Source organism: Streptomyces sp. KM273126 (assembly GCF_004337435.2).
Lineage (GTDB): Bacteria > Actinomycetota > Actinomycetes > Streptomycetales > Streptomycetaceae > Streptomyces > Streptomyces acidicola.
Map to the genome: position 1 here is coordinate 191,898 of NZ_SJXB02000001.1, position 21,485 is coordinate 213,382.

The 21,485-nt window shown below is 70.9% G+C and carries 20 protein-coding genes and 2 pseudogenes; 15 read left to right on the forward strand and 7 right to left on the reverse strand.

Annotated elements, in window-relative coordinates; translation table 11 throughout:
* Positions 1-15 precede the first annotated feature (15 nt).
* From E0500_RS00770 to E0500_RS00780, 3 genes are read left to right on the forward strand one after another with little or no spacing between them, the layout of a single operon-like run.
* Positions 16-828: a metal ABC transporter ATP-binding protein gene (locus tag E0500_RS00770; protein ID WP_131570209.1), complete on the forward strand. Its 813-nt coding sequence runs from the start codon at positions 16-18 to the stop codon at positions 826-828.
* Between the two features lie 14 nt (positions 829-842).
* Positions 843-1,784 (forward strand): metal ABC transporter permease, encoded by a 942-nt coding sequence (locus E0500_RS00775; RefSeq protein ID WP_131570207.1) that lies wholly within the window; start codon positions 843-845, stop codon positions 1,782-1,784.
* 59 nt (positions 1,785-1,843) lie between these two features.
* Entirely contained in the window at positions 1,844-2,260 is a 417-nt protein-coding gene (locus E0500_RS00780) for a Fur family transcriptional regulator (RefSeq protein WP_131570205.1), read from the forward strand.
* A gap of 76 nt (positions 2,261-2,336) precedes the next feature.
* On the opposite strand, the gene E0500_RS00785 is transcribed toward E0500_RS00780, so the two are convergent.
* The 3 genes from E0500_RS00785 to E0500_RS00795 all read right to left on the reverse strand — a co-directional run bounded on the left by E0500_RS00785 (position 2,337) and on the right by E0500_RS00795 (position 7,952).
* Complete coding sequence (locus tag E0500_RS00785; protein WP_131570203.1) at positions 2,337-3,035, reverse strand: M15 family metallopeptidase; 699 nt, start codon at positions 3,033-3,035, stop codon at positions 2,337-2,339.
* A 749-nt stretch (positions 3,036-3,784) separates the two neighbouring features.
* The gene (locus tag E0500_RS00790) at positions 3,785-6,946 is read right to left on the reverse strand and encodes an AfsR/SARP family transcriptional regulator (RefSeq protein ID WP_181586819.1); all 3,162 of its coding nucleotides are present in this window, start codon (positions 6,944-6,946) and stop codon (positions 3,785-3,787) included.
* 295 nt (positions 6,947-7,241) lie between these two features.
* Positions 7,242-7,952: a DUF6333 family protein gene (locus E0500_RS00795; protein WP_131565682.1), complete on the reverse strand. Its 711-nt coding sequence runs from the start codon at positions 7,950-7,952 to the stop codon at positions 7,242-7,244.
* A gap of 408 nt (positions 7,953-8,360) precedes the next feature.
* Here E0500_RS00795 and E0500_RS45300 point away from each other — a divergent pair.
* The 3 genes and pseudogenes from E0500_RS45300 to E0500_RS45310 form a co-directional block, all read left to right on the forward strand.
* Positions 8,361-9,308: pseudogene (locus E0500_RS45300) on the forward strand (DUF6185 family protein); the annotation flags it as partial.
* A gap of 76 nt (positions 9,309-9,384) precedes the next feature.
* A pseudogene (locus E0500_RS45305) lies at positions 9,385-10,239 on the forward strand (DUF6185 family protein); the annotation flags it as partial.
* A gap of 25 nt (positions 10,240-10,264) precedes the next feature.
* Positions 10,265-10,696, forward strand: a complete 432-nt coding sequence (locus E0500_RS45310; RefSeq protein WP_399120127.1) for a DUF6185 family protein — start codon at positions 10,265-10,267, stop codon at positions 10,694-10,696.
* 114 nt (positions 10,697-10,810) lie between these two features.
* Here the strand turns inward: E0500_RS45310 and E0500_RS00810 are convergent, their stop codons facing one another.
* From E0500_RS00810 to E0500_RS00820, 3 genes are all read right to left on the reverse strand, one after another.
* Positions 10,811-12,064: a GNAT family N-acetyltransferase gene (locus tag E0500_RS00810; protein ID WP_131565676.1), complete on the reverse strand. Its 1,254-nt coding sequence runs from the start codon at positions 12,062-12,064 to the stop codon at positions 10,811-10,813.
* A 482-nt stretch (positions 12,065-12,546) separates the two neighbouring features.
* Positions 12,547-12,741 carry a DUF397 domain-containing protein gene (locus tag E0500_RS00815; RefSeq protein WP_131565674.1) on the reverse strand — a complete coding sequence of 65 codons (195 nt, stop codon included), beginning with the start codon at positions 12,739-12,741 and terminating at the stop codon, positions 12,547-12,549.
* Complete coding sequence (locus E0500_RS00820; protein ID WP_131565672.1) at positions 12,723-13,556, reverse strand: helix-turn-helix transcriptional regulator; 834 nt, start codon at positions 13,554-13,556, stop codon at positions 12,723-12,725. Before E0500_RS00820 ends, E0500_RS00815 begins: the two co-directional genes overlap by 19 nt.
* 116 nt (positions 13,557-13,672) lie before the next feature.
* On the opposite strand from E0500_RS00820, the gene E0500_RS00825 reads away from it, so the two are divergent.
* From E0500_RS00825 to E0500_RS00835, 4 genes are all read left to right on the forward strand, one after another.
* Positions 13,673-13,900 carry a hypothetical protein gene (locus E0500_RS00825; protein WP_131565670.1) on the forward strand — a complete coding sequence of 76 codons (228 nt, stop codon included), beginning with the start codon at positions 13,673-13,675 and terminating at the stop codon, positions 13,898-13,900.
* Positions 13,897-14,127 (forward strand): hypothetical protein, encoded by a 231-nt coding sequence (locus E0500_RS43445; RefSeq protein ID WP_131565667.1) that lies wholly within the window; start codon positions 13,897-13,899, stop codon positions 14,125-14,127. Before E0500_RS00825 ends, E0500_RS43445 begins: the two co-directional genes overlap by 4 nt.
* A gap of 129 nt (positions 14,128-14,256) precedes the next feature.
* Positions 14,257-15,006, forward strand: coding sequence for a DNA repair protein RecO (recO, locus tag E0500_RS00830; protein WP_131565665.1), 750 nt, complete (start codon positions 14,257-14,259; stop codon positions 15,004-15,006).
* Between the two features lie 63 nt (positions 15,007-15,069).
* Positions 15,070-15,909, forward strand: coding sequence for an isoprenyl transferase (locus tag E0500_RS00835; RefSeq protein WP_131565663.1), 840 nt, complete (start codon positions 15,070-15,072; stop codon positions 15,907-15,909).
* A 13-nt stretch (positions 15,910-15,922) separates the two neighbouring features.
* Here the strand turns inward: E0500_RS00835 and E0500_RS00840 are convergent, their stop codons facing one another.
* The gene (locus tag E0500_RS00840; protein ID WP_131565660.1) at positions 15,923-16,813 is read right to left on the reverse strand and encodes a helix-turn-helix transcriptional regulator; all 891 of its coding nucleotides are present in this window, start codon (positions 16,811-16,813) and stop codon (positions 15,923-15,925) included.
* Positions 16,814-16,869: 56 nt separating this feature from the next.
* On the opposite strand from E0500_RS00840, the gene E0500_RS00845 reads away from it, so the two are divergent.
* The 5 genes from E0500_RS00845 to E0500_RS00865 all read left to right on the forward strand — a co-directional run bounded on the left by E0500_RS00845 (position 16,870) and on the right by E0500_RS00865 (position 21,481).
* Entirely contained in the window at positions 16,870-17,442 is a 573-nt protein-coding gene (locus tag E0500_RS00845; RefSeq protein ID WP_131565658.1) for a class I SAM-dependent methyltransferase, read from the forward strand.
* Positions 17,443-17,576: 134 nt separating this feature from the next.
* On the forward strand, positions 17,577-18,968 hold the full coding sequence (locus tag E0500_RS00850; RefSeq protein ID WP_131565656.1) for a DUF1932 domain-containing protein: 1,392 nt from the start codon (positions 17,577-17,579) through the stop codon (positions 18,966-18,968).
* Positions 18,965-20,302: a TRAP transporter large permease subunit gene (locus E0500_RS00855; protein ID WP_131565653.1), complete on the forward strand. Its 1,338-nt coding sequence runs from the start codon at positions 18,965-18,967 to the stop codon at positions 20,300-20,302. Before E0500_RS00850 ends, E0500_RS00855 begins: the two co-directional genes overlap by 4 nt.
* Positions 20,303-20,316: 14 nt before the next feature.
* On the forward strand, positions 20,317-20,598 hold the full coding sequence (locus tag E0500_RS00860; protein WP_131565651.1) for a hypothetical protein: 282 nt from the start codon (positions 20,317-20,319) through the stop codon (positions 20,596-20,598).
* Between the two features lie 130 nt (positions 20,599-20,728).
* Positions 20,729-21,481 (forward strand): IclR family transcriptional regulator, encoded by a 753-nt coding sequence (locus E0500_RS00865; RefSeq protein ID WP_131565649.1) that lies wholly within the window; start codon positions 20,729-20,731, stop codon positions 21,479-21,481.
* The last annotated feature ends 4 nt before the right edge of the window (positions 21,482-21,485 follow it).

Here is a 21,485-nt window from a genome sequence, read left to right on the forward strand (position 1 = left end):
GTGGAGGACGCAGGCATGAGCGACGAACCCGCCATCGACCCCGTCATATCCGAGCCGGTCATATCCGAGCCCGTCATATCCCTGCGAGGTGTCCGCGCCGAACTGGGCTCGCGCACCGTCCTGCGCGGCATCGACCTGACCGTGCACCGCGGCGAGGTCGTCGCGCTGCTCGGCGCCAACGGCTCCGGCAAGTCCACGGCCATACGCAGCGTCATCGGCCAGGTACCGGTCAGCGACGGCTCCATCGAGATCTTCGGCACTCCGCGTGCCCGCTTCTCCGACTGGAAACGGGTCGGGTACGTGCCGCAGCGCACCACGGCCGCGGGCGGCGTCCCGGCCACGGTGACCGAGGTCGTCGCCTCCGGCCGCCTGTCCCGGGCCCGCTTCGGCATCCTCCGCAAGGCCGACCACGAGGCCGTACGCAGGGCTCTCGCGCTGGTCGGTATGGCGGACCGGGCGAAGGACTCCGTGAACGCCCTGTCCGGGGGCCAGCACCAGCGCGTCCTGATCGCCCGCGCCCTCGCCTGCGAACCCGAGCTGCTGATCATGGACGAGCCCATGGCGGGCGTCGACCTCGCCAGCCAGGAGGTGCTCGCGGAAACCCTGCGCGAACAGGTGGGCAAGGGCACGACCGTCCTCCTCGTCCTGCACGAACTCGGCCCCCTGGAGCCGCTGATCGACCGCGCGGTCGTCCTGCGCGACGGCTGCGTCCTGCACGACGGCCCGCCGCCCAAGGCAGTCGGCCAGCACGCCCTGCCCGGCCACGACCACGTCCACCCGCACGCGGCTCCCGGAGCGGAACCGGTCCGTACGGGTCTGCTGAGCTGAGAAGGCACCGAATCATGGAACTCCTGAACTACGCCTTCATGCAGCGGGCCCTGCTCGCCGCCGTCCTCGTCGGCATCACCGCGCCCGCGATCGGCATCTACCTCGTCCAGCGCCGCCAGGCCCTGATGGGCGACGGCATCGGCCACGTGGCGATGACGGGCGTCGGCCTCGGCTTCCTGCTGTCGTGGTCCCCGGTGTGGATGGCGACGCTGGTGTCCGTCCTGGGCGCGGTGCTGATGGAACTCATCCGCTGGTACGGCAGGACGCGCGGCGACATCGCGCTGGCGATGCTCTTCTACGGGGGCATGGCGGGCGGAGTGATGTTCATCAACCTCGCGCCGACGGGCTCGAACGCCAACCTGACGTCGTACCTCTTCGGCTCGCTGTCGACGGTGTCCCAGTCGGACGTGACGGCGATCTGCCTGCTGGCGGCGTTCGTGGTGCTGGTGACGATCGGCCTGCGCCGCCAGCTGTTCGCGGTGAGCCAGGACGAGGAGTTCGCCCGGGTCACGGGCCTGCCGGTGCGGGCGCTGAACCTGCTCACGGCGGTCACGGCGGCCGTGACGGTGACCGTGGCGATGCGGGTGGTCGGACTGCTGCTGGTCTCGGCGTTGATGGTGGTGCCCGTGGCGGCGGCCCAGCAGCTCAGCCGGAGCTTCGCGGCGACGTTCGCGGTCGCGGTGGCCATCGGCGTGACGGTGACGCTCAGCGGTACGGTTACCTCGTACTACCAGGACGTGCCGCCGGGGGCGACGATCGTGCTGCTGACCATCGCCGCGTTCCTGCTGCTCACGGCGCTGGCGGCGCCGCTGGCACGGCGGCGGGCGCGGGTGCCGGAACATGCCGGGGACGACCCGGCGGAGTGTGTGATCCCCGAGACGGGCAAGGAGACGGGACGGGCGACGGTCCCGGCCGGCCGCGCTTCCCGGAACGGGACGGAGGGGATCGGCGCCTGACTCCCTTCTGTCCGGGCTGGCACAATGGCCCGGCAAGGCGCAGACGTGAGGAGGCAACGGTGACGACCGCTGGACCCGTACGGGGTCGGTCCACTCGGCAGCGTGCGGCCGTGGCGGCGGCGCTCGACGAGGTCGACGAGTTCCGCAGCGCGCAGGAGCTCCACGACATGCTCAAGCACAAGGGCGACTCGGTCGGACTGACCACCGTGTACCGCACGTTGCAGTCCCTCGCCGACGCGGGCGAGGTGGACGTGCTGCGCACCTCCGACGGCGAGTCGGTGTACCGCCGGTGCTCCACTGGTGAGCACCACCACCATCTCGTCTGCCGGGTCTGCGGCAAGGCCGTCGAGGTCGAGGGGCCCGCGGTGGAGAAGTGGGCGGACGCGATCGCGGTGGAACACGGATTCGTGAACGTGGCGCACACGGTGGAGATCTTCGGCACGTGCGCCGACTGTGCGGGTGCCTCCGGCGGTTGAGCGGTTGGCGAGTGCCTGCCTTCCCTTGGGGCTGCCGCCCCCAGACCCCCGCTTGTCGGCCTGAACGGCCTCGTCCTCAAACGCCGGACGGGCTGGGGGTGCCTGGCCTCGGCTGAATATCCCGGGCGCCGTCCACCGGGCCGTAACAGGCCGCCGCGGCCCCGGTCATGAGGGCCCAGTAGCGGTCGCCGTACGACCAGTGCCACCACTCGGTGGGGTAGTTGACCAGGCCCGCCGTGGTGAGCGCGACGGAGAGGAAGCGGCGGTTACGGCGGGCCTCGTCGGAGATGTCCGGAGCGTCGGTGTAGCAGGCGCCCGCGCTCTCCTCGGGGCTCGCGTCGACCGGTGTACCCAGATCGAGCTCCTCACCCGAGGCGGTGCACAACGTCAGGTCCACCGCGGCGCCGGCGACATGCGGACCGATCTCCGGCGGGGACAGGGACCGGCTGGTCTGGGTCCGCAGGTGCTCCTCGGACCAGTCCGGGTTGGCACGGCGCAGTTCGGCCGCGTACGCCTCGAAGTAACTGATCTGGAGAGGGAGAGGGCGGTACCCCTCGGTGACCAGCAGCCGCAGGCCGTCCGGGAGCAGCCGTGCCGCGCGGGCCAGCCGCCAGGCGACGCCCTCGCGGATCAGCGCGTAGGAACCCTCCGGGTCGGCCTGCCGGGAGTCCACGACCACGAAGGCCAACTCCCGCAGATCGACCAGGGGTTCACCACAGTCCTGGACGGGGACACCTGCGACCGCGGGGTCGTTCATGAGAATGATCGGGGGCATGCGTCGTCTCTCGCAGGCGGTTCGGGCGTACTGGTGTACGGCGATGCTGGCGGGTCGAGGCAAGGTGTGGTCGTGCCGCGATGCCCCGGGACAGGGACGGTCCTACCCGATGCCCCTGCCCCGGAGCTCCCCCGGCATGTGCCTGGCTTCCCCTGGCTGGTGGTGCCCTCTGTTTGGCCGGCCGAGCGGTGAGGATCGCCCGGCCGACCAGTTGTCCCCCGACACCCACGAGCTTGGCGCAGGGCGCTGCAAGTTCTCTGCAAGTCCACGGCAAGGCGTTGCGGGCACGGCCAGGCACGGCCTACGGCCGCTGGGGCGGTTGGGGCTTCTGATGGCTCTCCGTGGAAGAAGGAGCGGCGTTCGGTGCGTGCTCTCGGCGTGCCGGGCGGAGTCCTCGTAGCGGATCTACGTACGGTGCGGCGAGTGGGGGCACCTCCCACGCCCTCAAGGCAGTGGGGGAGCGTGCCGGGCGGCGCGACGCCGCGGAGAGCCATCAGAAGCCCCCTAGGCCCTGTCGTCAAACTCCCGTCGTCCGCCCGGAGGGCGGGCCCCACGGCGTCTGGTGCGTGCGATCGCAAGGCGCCGGAAAGTCCTCGATGGGGGTTCCCCCGCGCGAGCGAAGCCGAGCGTGGGGGGAGGAGCTACTAGGGCTTTCCGGCAACGCGGCGAGCGTGCGTGCCAGGCGTCGCGGGGCTGGGGGCACCTCCCACGCCCTTAAGGCAGTGGGGGAGGGAGTTTGACGACAGGGCCTAGGGCCAGGGCTCGTTCCGTTCGCGGGCCTCGCACGCGGTGAACACGGCCATCGCCTCGGCGCGCAGCGCCGCCGCCCCCGGCCCGTCGCCCAGTGCCTCGCGCGCCGTGGCCAGGTCCCGCAGGGCTCGGGCACGCGGGAGGCGCAGGCCCATGTCGTCCCAGCCGGCCACCGACGCGCTCAGCAGCTGGGCCGCCTCGGCGAAGCGGCCGTCGGCGAGCGCGCACTCACCGAGGGTGCGCACGGTCAGCGCCTCGCCGAAGCGGTCCTGGTGGGCCCGGCAGACTCCGAGCGCCTCGCGCAGCTCGGACTCGGCCTCTCGTATACGGCCCATCCGCAGCCACGCCTTGGCCCGCGCCCGCATGCTGTACGCGGCCATCAGCGGATCCCCCAGGTCACTCAGGATCTCCCGCGCCTGCCCGGCCACGCGCGCCGCCGCCTCGTACTCGCCGAGCGACCGGTGGATGAGGCTGAGTGTGCGCAGCGCCATGGCCTCCCCGCGCCGGCTGCCCTGCCGCCGGTACGCGGCCAGCGACTCGTCGAGGAGGACGAGCGCCGTGTCGTGATCGCCGAGTTCGAGCCGGACGGAACCGGCGTACCGGCAGGCGAGACCCACGCCGGTGTCGTCGCCGAGCCGCCGGAAGCCGTCGGCCGCGTCGGCGAGGGCCCGTTCGGCGGCGCGTAGTTCGCCCAGCTCGCGGAAGGCGCTGCCGACACCGGCGAGGGCGGCGGAGCGGCCGTGTACGTCACCGAGGTCGGCGCAGATCCGTTCCGCCTGCCGGAAGTAGTCCAGTGCCTCGGCACAGCGGTCCTGTTCGTAGCGGAGCTGGCCCAGGCCGATGAGCAGCAGGGCCTCGCCGGAGAGGTCCTCGGCGCGCCGGGCGGCGGCGAGGGCTGCGTCGTGGCTGCGCCACCAGGCGTCGAAGCGGTTGCTGATGGCGAACGACGAGGAGCACAACGCCGCAGCGGCCTCGCAGGCCGGCGTGTGCAGCCCCATCGCGGCGGCCCGTTCGACGGCCGTGGTCAGGGCGCCCGCCTCGGCGTCGAACCAGGTGAACGGATCGGCGAGGGCTCGCCGGGCGGTGCGGGCACTGACGGGGGCGGAGGGAGCGGAAGGGCCGGAGGGGGCGGGCGGCTGCCGGGTGGTCGCGGTGCCGTACGGGCTGTCGGAGCCGTAGGAGCCGTCCGTGCCGTCGGTCCCGTCACGTCGGCCTGGGGCGTCGCCCAAGCTCCCCGTGACCGCGCGGCGCTGGCGCAGTATCACCGCTCCCGGGGGTGCCGCCTCCGTGACGCGGTCCATCAGCCACAGGCCGGCGGTCAGGGCGCGGCCCACGGCGGCGGTGCGGTCGGCGACCGGGTCCTCGGCCTCGGCGCGTTCGGCGGCGTAGACGCGGACCAGGTCGTGGAGCCGGTAGCGGGGCTGGCCGACCTGGTCGGTGCCGGGGCAGTCCAGCAGTTGGGCGTCCACGAGCCGTTCCAGCACCTCCTCCGCCTCGTCCTCCGGTACGTCGGCGAGCGCGGCCACCGTCCAGGCGGCCACGTCCGCCGAGCCCAGCGTCGCGAGGCGGCGCAGCACGAGGCGGGCGCTCGGGTCCAGCGCCTGATAGCTGAGGCCGAGACTCGCCCGTACCTCCAGGTCGCCCACGGACAGCTCGTCGAGGCGGCGGTGTTCGTCGGCGAGGCGGTCGGCGAGCATGCTGGGCGTCCAGTGCCGGCGGGTCGCCAGCCGCGCCCCGGCGATCCGCAATGCCAGCGGCAGCCCGCCGCACAGCTCGACGATCCGCCGCGCGGCGGCCTCCTCCCGCGGGTCCCCCCACGTGGCGCCAATGACACGAGTCAGCAACTGAAGTCCGCGTACGTCGTCGAGGACGTCGAGGTCGGTCCGCCGGGCGCCGACGAGCCCGCCGAGCCGCGTCCGTGAGGTCACCAGCACTCCGCAGGCCGCGCTGCCCGGCAGCAGCGGACGCACCTGCGACTCGCTGCCCGCGTCGTCGAGGACCAGCAGGATGCGGCGTCCCGCGACGAGGCTGCGGAAGAGGTCGCCGCGCTCGGCCGGGTCCTCGGGCGGGTCCGCGCCCAGCGCCCGCAGCAGCCGCCCGAGGATCTCCCCCGGCGGCACGGGCTCGCTGAAGCCGTGCAGTTCGGCGTAGAGCTGGCCGTCGGGATACCGGTCCGCCACCCGGTGTGCCGCCTGCACGGCGAGGGTGGACTTCCCGACTCCGGCGGGCCCCGACACCACGACCACGGGTGTCGCCGTACGCGGCCCGGTCAGCCACTCGACGACCTCCGCCGACTCCGTCTCCCGCCCGGTGAAGTCACCGAGGGCGGGCGGCAGCAGCGAAACGGGCCGTGTCGGCGCGGCGCCCGTACGGGCGGGTGGCGGCGCGGTGGCCGGGGTCCGCCTGCCCGGCAACAGCCCCGGATCGGCCCGCAGCACCGCCTCGTGCATCCGGTTCAGCTCCGGGCCGGGGTCGATGCCGAGCTCGTCGGCGAGCACGGCGCGCCCCTCGCCGTACACCGCCAGGGCGTCGGCCTGGCGCCCCAGCCGGTAGAGCGCGAGCATGAGCTGGCCGCGCAGCCGCTCCCGCGTGGGGTGGGCCGAGACCAGCGCGGTGAGCTCGGTCGCGAGGTCGGCCTCCTGCCCCGCGATCTCCAGCTCGACCGCGATCCGCTCCTCCAGCGCCGTCTGCCGGGCCTCCTCCAGCCGAACGGCCTCGCCACGCAGCGCTCCCCCGACCCCGCCGAGCGCCGGGCCGCGCCACAGGGCCAGCGCCTCACGCAGCGCGCGGGCGGCCGCGCGGTGGTCGCCCTCGGCGGCGGCCCGCCGTCCCTCGGCGGTCAGCTCCTCGAACCGTACGAGATCGACCCGGCCGGCCCCCGGCCGCAGCACGTACCCCGGCGCCCGGGTCTCGATCGCCTCCCCGGCGTCCTCGGGCAGGGCGCGCCGCAGCGCCGAGACGTACGACTGCACCAGTGCCCGCGCCGTGTCGGGCGGTTCCTCGCCCCAGATGGCGTCGACCAGCGCGTCGGCGGGCACGACCTGCCCGGCCCGCAGCAGCAGCACGGCCAGCAGCGCCCGCGGCTTGGGGCCGCCGAGGCGCAAGGGCATGCCGTCCCGGTAGGCCTCGACCGGGCCGAGCAAGCGGTATTCCAGCTCCACGGGTCCCCGTCTTCCGTGCCGTCGGATCGCAGCGACAGCGTTGCTCACGCAACGTTCGACGCGGATGTACGGCGTCGTGGTTTCCCAGAACACATGATGCGTCACGGAATTGAGAGAAAACAGCAGACGGCGTGGGCGTTCTGGGGCGGGCCGGGAGCAGATTTCCCCCGCAGCAGGACAAGCGCGACAGAGGGGTCAGGGCCTGGCCCGTGCCGAGTTCGGATCACGAGTTCGGTTGTTCTGCTGCCCGGGCGGGTCGGGACGGTGGCGGGACGGTGGACACCAGGGGCGCCGCCTATGGAAACCAGACCTCGCAGATGTTGTCCTCGCCCTCCTCGCTCCGGTCGACAACGAACGCCGACTCGAAGCGCTCTTCATCCGCGTAGACGGACAGGGCGCCGCCGGTGAGCATGTGGAGGAAGCCGTCGTAGTCGAAGAACCATTCATCACTGACGTCGTATCCCTCGCCCAGCCGGTCGGGGTCGATCCCCACAGCGGCCAGAGTGGCACGCCGGTCGCCGGTGATCTCCAGCTCATCGAAGCCCTCAACCGTCAGATCCGGGGTACCGGGCACAGCGACGAGGATCTTCATGTAGGAGGCGCCGAAGTCGCGTTCGCAGACAGCTACGATCCGGGCATCCGGATGCCTCTTCCTCTGCGCCTGGAACTCGTCCTCCAAAGCACCGGCCAGTACCCCGTCCTCGACAAGCGCCGGGTCGCTGATCTTCACCGTGGAGCCCCACACGGCCGCGCATACACCGTCCAGCTCTTCGCGGCCGGCCGGGCTTCCCGGATGCTCCAGCCGGGACGGAGCGTGCTCACGGCGGATCATCGAGACGGTCGACAGGGACAGCACCGCAGCCCTGGCCGCCCCCGGGTCGTGGGCAGCAGCAGACGGCCGCTCTCCGGGCAGGAGCGGGGCCGCGAAGGGGGGATGGACGATGACCAGATGCGCGTGCCCACTGTGACCAGGATTCACCCGCGTTCCGGGGGATACCGGACTCATGCCGCCGAGCGTAGCCGCAGCTCATCACCAGGACGTAACGATGCTGCGGAGAAGTGGAGTTGACCGGCGAGCGAACCGTGTACCGACTGCAGCCGGTACACGCATGCACTCAGGGGCGGAAGCCGGTGAGCAGTGCGTACCCCCGGTCCGGCTCGGATTTTCGTGCCGGGGCAGGGTGGGTCTGTGTTTCCGGTGCATGCGGGGCCGGAAGGGTTCGGAGGGCGAGACCGGGCCGGCCAGTGCCGAGGGGGAGGCTTTGGGACGGGGGCTGCTCAGAGGTTTTCTGCTGCTGTGCCTGACGGCGTTGTTCGTCCTGTAGGAGCTCGGCCTTGAGGGAAGGGCGTCGGCAGCGGACGACGACTGCGCCTCGGGCGAACTGAAGGTGCGAAAGCCACTACTTCGGTGCCGATGAAACACGACGGCGAGGACTACACGAAGGTCGACACCCGCTTTGTCGTAGAAGTGCCGAAGTCCTGGAGCCTGGCCCCCGATCTGCTGCTCAACGGAGACACCGAGCGGTACCGGGCGGCCATGCGGTGCGTTCTGCGCTACCCGAACGATCCGTATCCGTACCGGGACACGGAATGGCGCCCCTGGCCGCCCAAGGTGACGGTCCAGAGCAAGTCGATCACGGTGGAGCACCGCGCCGTCACGATCGTGGACGCCACAGGGGACAGGGATTTCGGGCCGTGGCGCATCAGCGTCGGCAAGAGGTTCTGGACGCCGGCCCTGCTGCCTCCTCCTGCCCTGGACAAGGCCTGGTGGCAGGAGATCACCGTCGATCTCGGCGGACGCGCGGCCCGGACCGTGTCCCCGACCCCGACCAAGGGCTCGGTCACCCGGCTGACCTGGACCCGGACGAAGGCGGGTCACAGTCCGCCCGACGTCCGGATCCAGATCCAGCCACCGGCGACCAAGGCGCTGGCCGCCCAGTGGAACGACAGCCCTTGGTACCTCGTGGGTTCGGCGACGTTTCTCTCGTACGACCTGGTGCTCTTCGCGGTTCTCCTGCTCCTGGTGAGGAGGCTGCGCAGGTCGCCCGTGTCGTGGTCACCGACCCCGGCCGAGGAGGCCACGCACCGGAACCTGCTCCTGTGGGCCTGTGTCATGTTCGCCGCCGTGCTCGCCTTCGAAGTGGACGACCAGGCACCCCGCTTCCTCGGTGATCACGGGATCTTCCCGTGGTGGCCGGACCACAGGGTCGCCGTCCACCTGGTGATCTCGACGCTCGGCGGGGGTGCCCTGGTGCTGTTCGGCAGACCCGGGCGGGCCGCTGGGACGGCGGCGGCGCTGGCGGTCGCCTACATCGGCGTCGTGGCGAGCACACTCGGATGGTCCGCGCTGCCGCCCGGCTTCTGGCTCTCCACGGAGCACGGCAGCGAAATCGATCACTTCCGGATGACATGGGGTTTCCTGCGGTTTCGCCCTCGCGTGCGGCTGCCTGGTCCTCGTCTGGATGGTGGGCCTGGCCGCGTCCGCCACGCGGCTGCGACGGGCGGTCGACGTCGCGGCCGTGCTCCCGGCGATGAGCATCTGGGCCTCGGAGAACCTGTGGGAACAGCGGAGTTGGCTGAGCATCGGGGACAGCGACGAGGGCTACGTCCGCTGGCACGTCGCGGAACTCCTCAACGACCTGGCATGGTTCCCCTCCGCCTGGCCGGACTGGATCCACTACTGGACCTGGTGGCTGAGCCTGATGGGCGCACTCGTCGCCGCGCTCTGGGCCCGTGCCCAGGCGCCCGGCGCACCGCCCGTCAATCCCGGGGCAACCGACCTCCTGGTCATCAACATGCTCTTCGTGATGGAGATCGCGCCGACTCCCGGCTGGGTCGCGGGCTTCCCCATGTGGCTGGTGTCGGTACCGCCCATAGTGCTCGCCCTCTACCTCCTTCTCGCCCTTGGAAGATCACGCTCGGTACTATGCCGCGAACTGCTCCCGGACAGGCCCGAACGCAGACCCCTGCACAGCGTGATCCGGGAGTCCGACCACCGCTGGCTCATCGGCTCCGCGCGCACCTACCGCGATCTGCACGCCCAGCTGCGCCGCCTCGACCAGGGCCAACAGGACGGCAAGCGAGCCGAACTGGAGGAGCAGCTCGACCGGTTGCACCGATGGACACCGCCGGGCGCCACGGCGCCGTACGCCGGCGCCCGGCTGCCGGACTCGGTGGACTCCGTGGAACTGGCCCTGGCCTGGGGACCACGCACCACCTGGTGGCTCAACGCGTGCCGCGCCACGTTCCTCTCGTCGCTGATCGCCCTGCCCGCCACGGCTGTCGGTCTCTGGGCGGACCAGATACTTCGCCGACCTTCTGACGCAGGTGATCGGTTCCCAAGCGAACTGGGCGGCCGCCGGCTTCGTCCTGGGAGCGCTGTGGCGCCAGCTGCCCGGCCGGCGAGGGCCCACGAAGGCGCTGACCCTCTCCCTGGTGTACGCGGCTCCGGTCGCCCAGCACTGGATCACCAGGGCCTTCGACCAGTTCTTCGGCAACTGGGCGCTGGACGTGGCACTGACCCTGCTCATCCTCACCGTGACGGTCGTCGCCATGGACATCGACACGTTCCGCCAGGAGGGCCACTACTGGCCGACGAAGGCAGCGCTGCTCCTGTCCGTGTACCAGTTGCGCACGGCGTCGGTGCAGGTGGCGTTCTTCGTGGCCCAGTTGGTGGCGCTGGTGAGTATCTGGCAGCAGCTGAAGGGGAAGCGCGCGCCAGGAAAGGCGGGTCCCAGGTGGGTGGTGTAATTGGCAGTTTTGGGCCACCGGTGGGCCGGGAAAGGCCTGGTGACTGGCCTCGGAGCTGGCCCAAATCTGCCAATTGCCGATCTCAGCGGCCGCGACGGCTGCAGCGTCGGGTGGTCAGTAGAGCGGGAATGCCCAGCCGCCGGGGTACCAGGGTTCCCGTTCGCCACGGAAGGCGGCTGAGGCGAGGGGCAGCGTGCCTGGGCGCAGTTCCTCGACGAGGCCCGTGGCCGCGAGGGTTGCCAGTGTGGTGCCGCCGAGGAAGGCCGCGCCGAGTTCCGCTGCCGTCATCCGCAGGTCGGCAGGGTCGGTCGTGGGCTCGCAGCTGACGCTCTCGCCCTCCGCCCGGAGCCGGTGGCGTCCGGTGTTCCACGGGCAGAAGGTGTCCTCCACGTCCAGAACGACGTCGAGCGGCACCGCGTAGCGTCGTCCCGTGAGGGCCCGGTCGACGTCGACCAGCCGCACCCACAAGCGGTCGACCAGGGTCGCGTGGATCGCCCGCGGCTCGGCCAGCAGGTGGGGCAGCGGCTCGTCAACGGCGCCCTCGTACTCGATCCAGGTGGTCAGGTCGATTCCGGCGAGGAAGCGCCACAGCACGGCGTATGCCTGGCGCGAGAGTGCCGCCAGTTCCTCCACCTGCACCACGCCGGTGCTCCCACCGAGCGCGTCCGGCACTGACCGGTGCCGGTAGAGCGCGTAGCCGGTGGCTCGGCCGTCGCTGTCCTGATGCACTGCGAAACGCAGGGCTGTGGCCGATCCGCGGGTGTGCGGACGATCGGCAAGGCGGACCCTCCAGTGGCTGTCCTGCCGGTCGGGCCAACCGACCGTCGCGGCTCGCGCCTGGTCGTAGACCTTCTCAATGACAGGACGGGCCTCGACGGCGGCGAACAGCCGGACCGTTCCGTTCCCGAAGTCCGTGCCGGGACGGAAGCGCAGGGCGCGCCGGTCGCAGCGGAGCCGATTGCCCAGCGTGGCCGGCCCGTAGCCGTAGCGTCCGTAGATCCCGGCTTCGGAGGGGCGAAGCACAGCGATCGGTTCTCGACCGCTCTCGTGCAGGTCCGTCAGCTGCCTGCGCATCATCGAGGTGAGGATTCCGCGACGCCGATGCGTCGGGGCCACGCCCACGGAGGCGACCCCCGCGACGGGCATGACGCCCCCGGGAACGGTCAGCACCCGGCTGTAGACGGAGGCGCCGGCCACCGGCAGGAACCCGTCGAATGCGGCGACGGTCCGCTCCAGATCCGTCGCGGCCCGCTGGTCGGCCAGCTCTTCCTCGGAGCGGTCCGTACCGTAAGTGTCCGCGATCATGCGCGCCCAGGGCGCGAACTCGTCGTCGGTGACACTGCGCAGCGGGTACGGAGGGTTCGTCACCAGGTCTGTGTACCGGACGCCGAGCCGACCCCGCGACTGACTTTCCCCAAGGGTCTTCGAACGTCAGCGGTGCTCCGCCGGGCCGGGGGCCTGGCAGTGAGTCGCGAGAGTGCAACACTTTCCCAAAAAGTGTCGCACTCTCCACCAGGCACCCTCCCACCGAGAGGCGACTTCGGCAGCCGTGCTCCACCCACTCACCGGCAGCCGCCGAGCCAACCCGGCGTGCCCAGAGGAGCTGACGCGCCCCCGTCGCCGGGTGACTTCATGGCGTGGGGACGTACTCCCACGCAAGGGGCCCCGCTCCTCCCCTGGCCGCCCGCTCGCTTCTCTCGCGTGCCGGAGTGGTCCGAGTCAAGGGTGAAGCGAAGCGGAATCGGCGTAGCCGACGCGACCGGAGGGAGCGCCCTTTACTCGGAGCGCGGAGGCACGACACTGACATGAAGCGGGCGGTCCCCACGGTCACTTGAGCGCTTGGGCCACCGTCACTTGGTCACGGCACCGATGAACTCGGCCCAGGCAGCCGGGCTGATCAGGAGGAGGGGCCCGTCGGGGACCTTGCTGTCACGGACGGGGACGATGCCGGGGACTCCGTCGGCCACCTCGACGCAGCTGCCGCCGTTGCCGTCGCTGTAGCCGCTCTTGCGCCAGCGTGCGTTGCTCAGGTCGTACTCGCGCATCGTCTGAAGTCCTCCGCCACCGATTCGATCAGGGCCAGGGACGCCTCGGGCGAGAGTGCGGCGGCCCTGAGCAGATCGTATGACGCCTGCGCACGCTTCACCACGGCCGGGTTGTCCAGCAGGTTCCCCGAATACACGGCTTCGGTATAGGCGACCGGGGGAGCGTCCTCGAACTCCATGAGGGTCAGCATCCCGTTCATCAGGGCGTACGCCCCAGCCGAGTGCGGCAGCACCTGTACCAACACCGTCCTCTCCCGTGCCAGCGCCGCTACATGCGCCACTTGCTCGGCCATAACGGCGGCCCCACCCACCGGAATGCGCAGCACGTTCTCGTGCAGGATCGCCCAATACACGGGCCGAGTAGCGTCCTTGAGGATCTGTGCGCGCTCCAGGCGACCCGACACCTTCTTCTCGATGGACTCGTCCGGAGCGAACGGGTTCATCGCGATGGTCACCGCTCGCGCGTACGCGGCCGTCTGCAGCAGCCCCGGCACCAGCGCCGGCGCGAAGTCACAGATCTTCGTAGCCAGCGTCTCCAGCTCAGCCGCCTTGGCGAAGTAATCCGCATACCGCTTGTCATCAATCAGCTTTCGCCACGTGCGCTCGAAAAAACCATCGGATTGCAGAACCTCGTCGATCCGCTGCGCCACATCCAACTGCGGCTTACGAATCGCCTGTTCGAACTGCCCGATGTAACCGCCGGAAACGAATACCCGCGCCCCCAGCTCGACTTGAGTCAATCCCGCATCTTCCCGGCGCCGCTTCAGCTCGGACCCGAAGAACTCCCACACAGCCTGCCGCGAACCGTTGGCCATGATCAATCCCCTCGCCCTGCCCCGCGCTTGTAGCGCACAGACTCCTGCCGAGTGTAGACGCAGAGCGTCACCATGTAGATGCGAAGAGTGAAACCCAACAGGTCAGGGGAGCAGCGGTGAAGGCAGAAAACGCATCACTCGGGGGACGACACTCGGCGCTCTGCGTCGAAGAGGCGGAGGAAACGGTGGAGGAATTGCGGCAGGCGCTCGCGAGGGCCGGAATTGTGCTGCCTTCACTACGGATCGACCCGGCAACTCTTGCGCGGGAGGCGCCCTGTCCGCTGGTGGTGCTGGGCGGCTGTTCCGTCACCGTCGCGGCACGCCTCGCGGCGGCGTTGCGGTGAGCGGTGGCGGGAAGAGACCGCCGGTCGGGTCGTACGCCGTCGACACGCTTACCGGACAGGTGGGACGGGTCATGGGGCACGAGGGGCCGTATGTGCAGTTGAGACCGGTGGGCGGGGGCCGGGAGTGGGACTGCGTACCCGAGTCCCTGCGGGCCGCGACGACGATAGAACGGCTGCGCGCGGCGACGGCGTACGAGAACGCGAGGAGCAGGGGCGAAGTGCCTTGAAGGCCTCCCGGCCCGACGGGACTCGTCCTCGAACACCGGGTGGGGCTGGTTCTCCAGCCCCACCCGGTTTCCCGCGCCGACCGAGCGCTTCGGGCCGCCGCACACGCGCCGTAGGCGAGAATGGGTCCCATGAGTCTGTTCCGCGACGACGGCATCGTGCTGCGCACCCAGAAGCTGGGTGAGGCGGACCGGATCATCACGCTGCTCACGCGGAGTCACGGGCGGGTCCGGGCCGTGGCACGCGGCGTGCGGCGGACGAAGTCCAAGTTCGGGGCCCGCCTCGAACCGTTCTCGCACGTGGACGTGCAGTTCTTCGCCCGCGGAAGCGACCTGATCGGGCGCGGGCTGCCGTTGTGCACGCAGAGTGAGACGATAGCCCCGTACGGTGGCGGGATCGTCGCCGACTACGCCCGGTACACCGCCGGGACGGCGATGCTGGAGACGGCCGAGCGGTTCACCGACCACGAGGGCGAGCCGGCCGTACAGCAGTACCTGCTGCTCGTCGGCGGGCTGCGTACCCTCGCCCGGGGCGAGCACGCGCCGCACCTCGTTCTGGACGCGTTCCTGCTGCGTTCCCTCGCCGTGAACGGGTACGCGCCCAGTTTCAGCGACTGTGCGAAGTGCGGGATGCCGGGGCCGAACCGGTTCTTCTCGGTGGCGTCCGGGGGTTCCGTGTGCGGGGACTGCCGGGTGCCCGGCAGTGTCGTACCGTCTCCGCAGGCGCTGGAACTGCTCGGTGCGCTGCTCACGGGAGACTGGGAGACGGCGGACGCGTGCGAGCCGCGGCATGTGCGGGAGGGCAGCGGGCTGGTGTCCGCGTACCTGCACTGGCACCTGGAACGCGGGCTGCGCTCCCTGCGGTACGTCGAGAAGTCCTGACAGGCCTTGAACCAAGCAAGTACGTAAGCACGCACGACGCGAGCACGAGGAGACGAGAAGCACATGGTCGTACGCGGGTTCCTGGGGCGGCAGCGCCGCGAGTACAGGACGCCGGAGCCGCACCCGTCCGGCGCCCGCCCGCCGAAACTCCCCGGCGAGCTGGTCCCGGGCCATGTGGCAGTCATCATGGACGGCAACGGGCGCTGGGCCAAGGAGCGTGGTCTGCCGCGCACCGAGGGGCACAAGGTCGGCGCCGAGTGCGTGCTGGACGTGCTCCAGGGCGCGATCGAGATCGGCGTCGGGAGCATCTCGCTGTACGCCTTCTCGACGGAGAACTGGAAGCGCTCGCCGGACGAGGTCCGCTTCCTCATGAACTTCAACCGGGACTTCATCCGCAAGACCCGGGACACGCTCGACGAACTCGGCATCCGGGTGCGCTGGGTGGGCCGCATGCCCAAGCTGTGGAAGTCGGTCGCCAAGGAGCTCCAGATCGCCCAGGAGCAGACCAAGGGCAACGACCGGCTCACGCTGTACTTCTGCATGAACTACGGCGGCCGTGCGGAGATCACCGACGCGGCGCAGGCCCTGGCGGAGGACGTGAAGGCGGGCCGGCTCGACCCGTCGAAGGTCAACGAGAAGACCTTCGCCCGGTATCTCTACTACTCGGACATGCCCGATGTGGACCTGTTCCTGCGGCCGAGCGGCGAGCAGCGCACCTCCAACTACCTGCTCTGGCAGAGCGCCTACGCCGAGATGGTCTTCCAGGACGTGCTGTGGCCCGACTTCGACCGGCGTGACCTGTGGCGCGCGTGCGTCGAGTACGCGTCGCGCGACCGCCGCTTCGGCGGTGCGATCCCGAACGAGGAGCTGCTGGCGATGGAGGGACGGACCGAGCAGGGCTGACGCGCCGCCCGCCTCACGGGAGGTCTCCCCGCGGAAGGTCTCCCCGCGGAAGCTCTCTCCGCGGAAGGTCTCCCCGCGGAAGCTCTCTCCGCGGAAGGTCTCCCCGCGGAAGGTCTCTCCGCGGAAGGTCTCCCCGCGGAAGGTCTCTCCGCTCCACCGGGAAGTACTGCCGTGGTGTCACCCCCACGATGCGCCGGAACGCCGCCACGAAGGAGCTGGCCGAGGCGTAGCCCACGCGGCGGGCGACGGACTCGATCGGGAGGCCTTCGGCGAGGAGCGGCATCGCGGCGCGCATGCGCAGGCGTTCGCGCCACTGGCCGAACGCCAGCCCGGTCTCGGAGACGAACGGGCGGGCCAGCGTCCGCGCGCTGGCCCCGGCCCGGGTGCCCCAGGAGTCGAGGGAGCGGCTGTCGGCGGGGTCGGCGGTGAGGGCGTCGGCGATCATGCGAGTGCGCGGGTCGCGGGGCACGGTCACGGCGACGCTCGTGACGGGGACGGGGTGCAGGACGTCCAGGAGGACCGCCTCCGCGCGGGAGCGGGCCTCCGGCGTCAGGTCGGTGCGCACCAGGTGGTCGATGAGGGAGCGCAGCAGCGGGCCGGCCTCCAGCACCGTCGGCTCCCGCCAGTCGAGCTGCGGGCAGCTCTCCGGGTTCACGTACGGGCTGCGCATCACCGCGTCGCCCGCCGACTCCGTCGTGTGGGGCACGCCCGCGGGGATCCACAGGGCGAGCGAGGGCGGCAGCAGCCAGGAGCCCTGCTCGCTGGTGACGCGGAGCAACCCCTTGGCCGACCACGCGAGTTGATGCGCGGCGTGCCAGTGCTGAGGGAAGGCCGTGCCGCGCGGCATGGTGAAGTGGCCGATGAAGATCGCGGTCGGGGCGGGCCACTGTCCGTTTCGCGACATGGGACGGCAGCCTAGCCCGTGGTGGACACCGGCAGGCCGCTCGTAGCGTCGGTGGCATGCCGATGAACCTGGTCCACCGCAAGCTGTGCAGTTCCGAGAAGTGGGCGCTGATGACGAAGGAGCGTCTGCTGCCGTGGGCGCTCGCCGACGTCGAGCTGGGTGAGGACGTGCTGGAGATCGGTCCCGGTTACGGGGCCAATCTGCGCGTGCTCGTGGAGCGGGTGCCCCGCCTCACCGCCGTCGAGATCGACGACGCCACCGCCCGCATGCTCCAGGACACCTGGGGCGACCGTGCGCGCGTCCTCCACGCGGACGGTGCCGCCATGCCGCTGCCCGACGCGTCGTACGACTCGGTCGTCTGCTTCACGATGCTGCACCACGTGCCGACCGCCGAGCAGCAGGACCGCATCTTCGCGGAGGCCTTCCGCGTGCTGCGCCCCGGCGGCGTCTTCGCCGGCAGCGACAGTCTGCCGAGCTTCCGCTTCCGGATTCTCCACCTCGGCGACACGAACAACACCATCGATCCGGACACCTTCCCCGACCGCCTGGCCAGGGCGGGTTTCACCGACGTGTCCATGGACCTGCACCCGGAGGCCGACGGCTTCCGCTTCCGGGCCCGACGCCCCTGAGCTCGCCCCCCAGCCGCCCACTTTGATCGATCATTCGCTCGACTCTTGACGTACGCGTAACGCCAGAGCAACATCCTCCCGCGCTAAGTGATAACTCTTATCACTGTGCGAGAAACGTGCGAGAGGGAGTTGTGGTGAAGGTTGGAATCCTGGGCCTCGGCGAGGCCGGGGCGCTGTATGCGGCGGGCTTCCTGGAAAACGGCTGGGAGGTGGCCGGATTCGATCCGGCCGATGTGCCCGCCCCGGGCGGCGTCGAACGGAAGGACTCCCCCGCCGACGTGGTCGCAGGCTGCGACCTGGTACTCGGCCTGACCGGTGCGAAGGCGGCGCTGGACGTGGCGTTGGAGGTGGCCCCGCATCTGCAGGCCGCAACCGTGTACGCGGACATGAACGCGGCCGCTCCGGAGCTGAAGCGGAGCATCGCCGCCGCGATCGACGCCTCCCCTGCGGTCTTCGCGGACGTCTCCGTCATCGGTCCGGTGCCGAAGTTCCGTCACCGGACCGCGTTGGTGGCCAGCGGCCAGGGAGCGTCAGTGATCGCCGACTACTTCGGCACGCTGGGGGCTCCGGTCGAGGACCTGGGCGCCGAGCCCGGTGCGGCCTCGGCACGCAAGCTGCTGCGCAGCCTGTTCATGAAGGGGCTCGGCGCCGTCATCGTGGAGGCGGTGGAGGCGGGCCGGGCGGCCGGCGACGAGCGCTGGGTACGTGAGCAGATCGCGGCCGAACTCTCGGACGGCGAGACGACGCTGGAGCGGCTGTACCAGGGAACGTACAAGCACGGTGCCCGCCGGGCGCGCGAAGTGTCCGCGGCCGCGGATCTGGTGGCCGAACTCGGCCTCGACGCGGTGCTGCCCCGCGCCATCAGTCAGGTGCACGAGCTGGCCACCCGCCCCGAAGGACTGCGTGACACCGCCCGGGTGACACCGGAGGTGATCGCGGCGTACCAGGGGCTGCCGACCGCGAACATCGGCGACGCCACCGAGCGGCTCGGCCTTGTGGACTCCGGGATCAGCGCCGTCTGGCCCGGGGCCAGGGCCGTGGGCCGTGCGCTGACCGTGTGGACCCGGGCCGGGGACAATCGGGCGATCCACGAGGCGATCAGGGTCGCCGAGCCGGGTGACATCATCGTCGTCAACGGTGAGGGCGACACGTCCCGCGCACTGATCGGCGAACTGATCGCCGAGCGGGCCCGGGCCCGGGGTGTGGTCGGCATGGTGCTGGACGGAGCCACCCGCGATGTCGAGGTACTGGCCGAGATGGGTTTCCCCGTGTGGGCGCGTGCGGTGACACCGGCGGGCCCGTACAAGTTCGGGCCCGGCCGGGTGGGTGTGCCCGTCGCCGTGGGCGGCGTCGTCTGCCGGCGGGGCGATCTGGTGGTGGGTGACGGTGACGGCGTCGCCGTCGTCCCGGCCGACCAGGCAGCGTCCGTCCTGGCCGCCGCGCGTGCGGTGGAGGCCGACGAAGCCCGACGGCGCGCCGGCATCCGCGCCGCGGCCGCCACCGTCACTCCAGGAGGAGCCTCGTGATCGCCATATGGGCCCTGGGCTGCTACATCGCGGCCATCATCGTGTGGAACGCCGTCCTCAAGCGCAACATCGGCGAGGCCCTGATCGTCGGTTTCCTCGTCACGGGTGCGTTCGCCGGCCGCGACATCGGGCACGTCATGTGGGACGGGTTCGCCGAGGCCATGCAGGAGGAGGTCACCTTCGCCGCTCTGGCCTTCGTCTTCATGAGCTATGTGCTCTCCCGCACACCGGTACTGGATCAGCTGCTGAGCATCCTCAACTCCCTGCTGGGACGGCTGCGGGGCGGCCCCATCTACACCTCCACGGCCGCCGCGGGCCTGTTCGGTGCCATCGCCCACGTCGGGGCGGCGGTGACCGCGGCCGTCGGGTCGGTGACGATCCCCTGGATGAAGCGGTCCAAGGTGAGCGGTGAACTCGCCGCCACCGTCGCGGCCGGCGGCGCCGGCATGGGTGTCACCTTCCCCTTCAGTTCCACCATGTTCATCCTCATGGGCTCGGCCGGCGTGGCGTCCATGGCCACCACCGACGACATCGTGCTCCCGCTGTTCCTGGGCGGACTGTGGTGTCTGGGCTACCGGATGGTTGCCGCCTTCGTCATGGTGCGCCGTCACAAAATCCAGCCGATGGACCGCGCCGACCTGCTGCCCCTGCGCACCAGCCTGAGCGCGGGGTGGACGAGCCTGTTCCTGTTCGTCGGCATCGTCGTACCGCTGCTGATGACCCGGGGCGTCTCGGGTGGCGCCCTGAGCGACTGGGTGGGCGCCAAGATGTCGGACGCCATCAGTCTGATCACCTGGATCCCCGTCCTGCTGATCGCCACCGTCCTGATCCTGGGCCGACGGCACCTTCCCCGCTCGGGCCGTGAATGGTGGCGGATGCTCGGCGACGCGGCCCCTCAGTTCGGGGTGATCGGTGTCACCATCGTGGCCGCCTTCTCCGCCTCCAACGTGCTGGGGGAACTCGGGCTCCCACAGCAACTGACCGACCTGCTGGCCGAGGTGAACGCCCCGCTGTGGGCCATGGCGCTCATCGTGGGTGTCCTCGTGGTGGGCGTGGCCATTCCGCTGACCGCCTCCGCCACCATGGCCGCCATCGGCCCGGTCGCGGTCTCCTCCCTGGTCGGGGCCGGGGTGCCGCCGGCCACCGCCTGTGTCGCGGTCCTCATCTTCGCCTCGACCGAGGGTGCCTCTCCACCGTCGGGAGCCCCCATCTACGTCGCGAGCGGTATCGCCGGGGTCGACCCGGCCCGCACGTTCCTGCCCCTGGTCACGTACTACTGCGTACCCATCCTGTTCATCGGCGCCGCGGTTGCCACCGGCGTCCTGCCCGTCTGAAACCGGAGACCGTCATGGCGCACCGTCTCATGCAACAGCTCTTCCGCCTGAGCATCCTCGTCTTCCTCGCGGGCGGAGTCGCCGTCGTCGCGGGCCAGGCACTGGGCATCGTCCTCGGCGACGCCCAGTGGGTCGCGGACGTGGAAGCCGACGCCGGACCGGCCACGTGCATCGCCGCGAGCATCTCCGGCATCCTCTCGTTCGTGCTCTCCTACGGTCGCCCCGAGCCGGCGCGGGACGAGAACACCCCGGACGAGTCCCGTTCCTACGCCGCCCCCGCTCCCCGCGGCCACTGAGGTCACCGCCAAGGCGGCCACTGCGGCCGTGACCGGCCTGGATGGATCTTGTGCGATCCACCCCCTGCTCGCATGCTGATAACTCTTATCAAGACTCCGCGTGCAGAGCAGACCATCCAGGAGCCCCCACATGGCCACCGCCCCCGCCTCTTCCATGCGCTCCCTCGACCGGGCCCTCGACGTGCTGGGGGTACTGGAGGACACCAGGCAGCCACTGCGGCTGAGCGAGGTCGCCCGCCGCGCGGACCTGCACGTGGCGACCGCCCAGCGCATTCTCAACGTGCTCGTCGAACGCGGTTACGCGGCCAAGGAGGACAGCGGCTACGTCGCAGGACCGGCCGCCGTCGCCACCGCCCACGCTTTCCTGGTCAACAACCGCCTCAGCCAGGTCGCCCTGCCCATCCTCCAGGAGCTGGCCGCCACCACCGGCCTGACCGCCAGCCTCTTCGTACGCGTCGCCTTCTCCCGTGTGCTCATCGCCCGCGTGCAGGGCCGCAACCCCCTGCGCTACCAGCTGCCCATCGGAGAGAAGCTCCCGCTCACCCTGGGCGCGGGCAAGGCGCTGGCCGCATGGCTTCCCGCACCGGAACTCCAGGAGTTCATCGACCAGTTCACTCCGTTCACCCGCATCTCCGGCGAGCAGATCACCGCCGACGCCCTCGCGCGTGACCTCGGCCGCGTCCGCGACGACGGATACGCCCTCTCCCTGAGCGAACGCGTCCTCGACGTCATCGCCGTCAGCGCGCCCATCCGCCACGGCGAGGAGACCCTCGGGGCACTCAGCGTCAGCGGCCCGCACAGCGAACTCGCCGAGGACGACCGGCCCCGCATCATCAACGAAGTACGCCGCGCAGCCGGCGCCGTCGCCGCCCGCTGCCCCTGACAGA

What these genes read in the sequence shown, in the direction of transcription:
- E0500_RS00770 (WP_131570209.1), top strand. Translation starts at nt 16, where the DNA reads ATGAGCGACGAACCCGCCATCGACCCCGTCATATCCGAGCCGGTCATA.
- E0500_RS00860 (WP_131565651.1), top strand. Translation starts at nt 20,317, where the DNA reads ATGGCGCACCGTCTCATGCAACAGCTCTTCCGCCTGAGCATCCTCGTC.
- E0500_RS00845 (WP_131565658.1), top strand. Translation starts at nt 16,870, where the DNA reads ATGCCGATGAACCTGGTCCACCGCAAGCTGTGCAGTTCCGAGAAGTGG.
- E0500_RS00785 (WP_131570203.1), bottom strand. Translation starts at nt 3,035, where the DNA reads ATGCCCCCGATCATTCTCATGAACGACCCCGCGGTCGCAGGTGTCCCC.
- recO (WP_131565665.1), top strand. Translation starts at nt 14,257, where the DNA reads ATGAGTCTGTTCCGCGACGACGGCATCGTGCTGCGCACCCAGAAGCTG.
- E0500_RS00820 (WP_131565672.1), bottom strand. Translation starts at nt 13,556, where the DNA reads ATGGCCAACGGTTCGCGGCAGGCTGTGTGGGAGTTCTTCGGGTCCGAG.
- E0500_RS00865 (WP_131565649.1), top strand. Translation starts at nt 20,729, where the DNA reads ATGGCCACCGCCCCCGCCTCTTCCATGCGCTCCCTCGACCGGGCCCTC.
- E0500_RS00795 (WP_131565682.1), bottom strand. Translation starts at nt 7,952, where the DNA reads ATGAGTCCGGTATCCCCCGGAACGCGGGTGAATCCTGGTCACAGTGGG.
- E0500_RS00775 (WP_131570207.1), top strand. Translation starts at nt 843, where the DNA reads ATGGAACTCCTGAACTACGCCTTCATGCAGCGGGCCCTGCTCGCCGCC.
- E0500_RS00815 (WP_131565674.1), bottom strand. Translation starts at nt 12,741, where the DNA reads ATGCGCGAGTACGACCTGAGCAACGCACGCTGGCGCAAGAGCGGCTAC.
- E0500_RS00840 (WP_131565660.1), bottom strand. Translation starts at nt 16,813, where the DNA reads ATGTCGCGAAACGGACAGTGGCCCGCCCCGACCGCGATCTTCATCGGC.
- E0500_RS00835 (WP_131565663.1), top strand. Translation starts at nt 15,070, where the DNA reads ATGGTCGTACGCGGGTTCCTGGGGCGGCAGCGCCGCGAGTACAGGACG.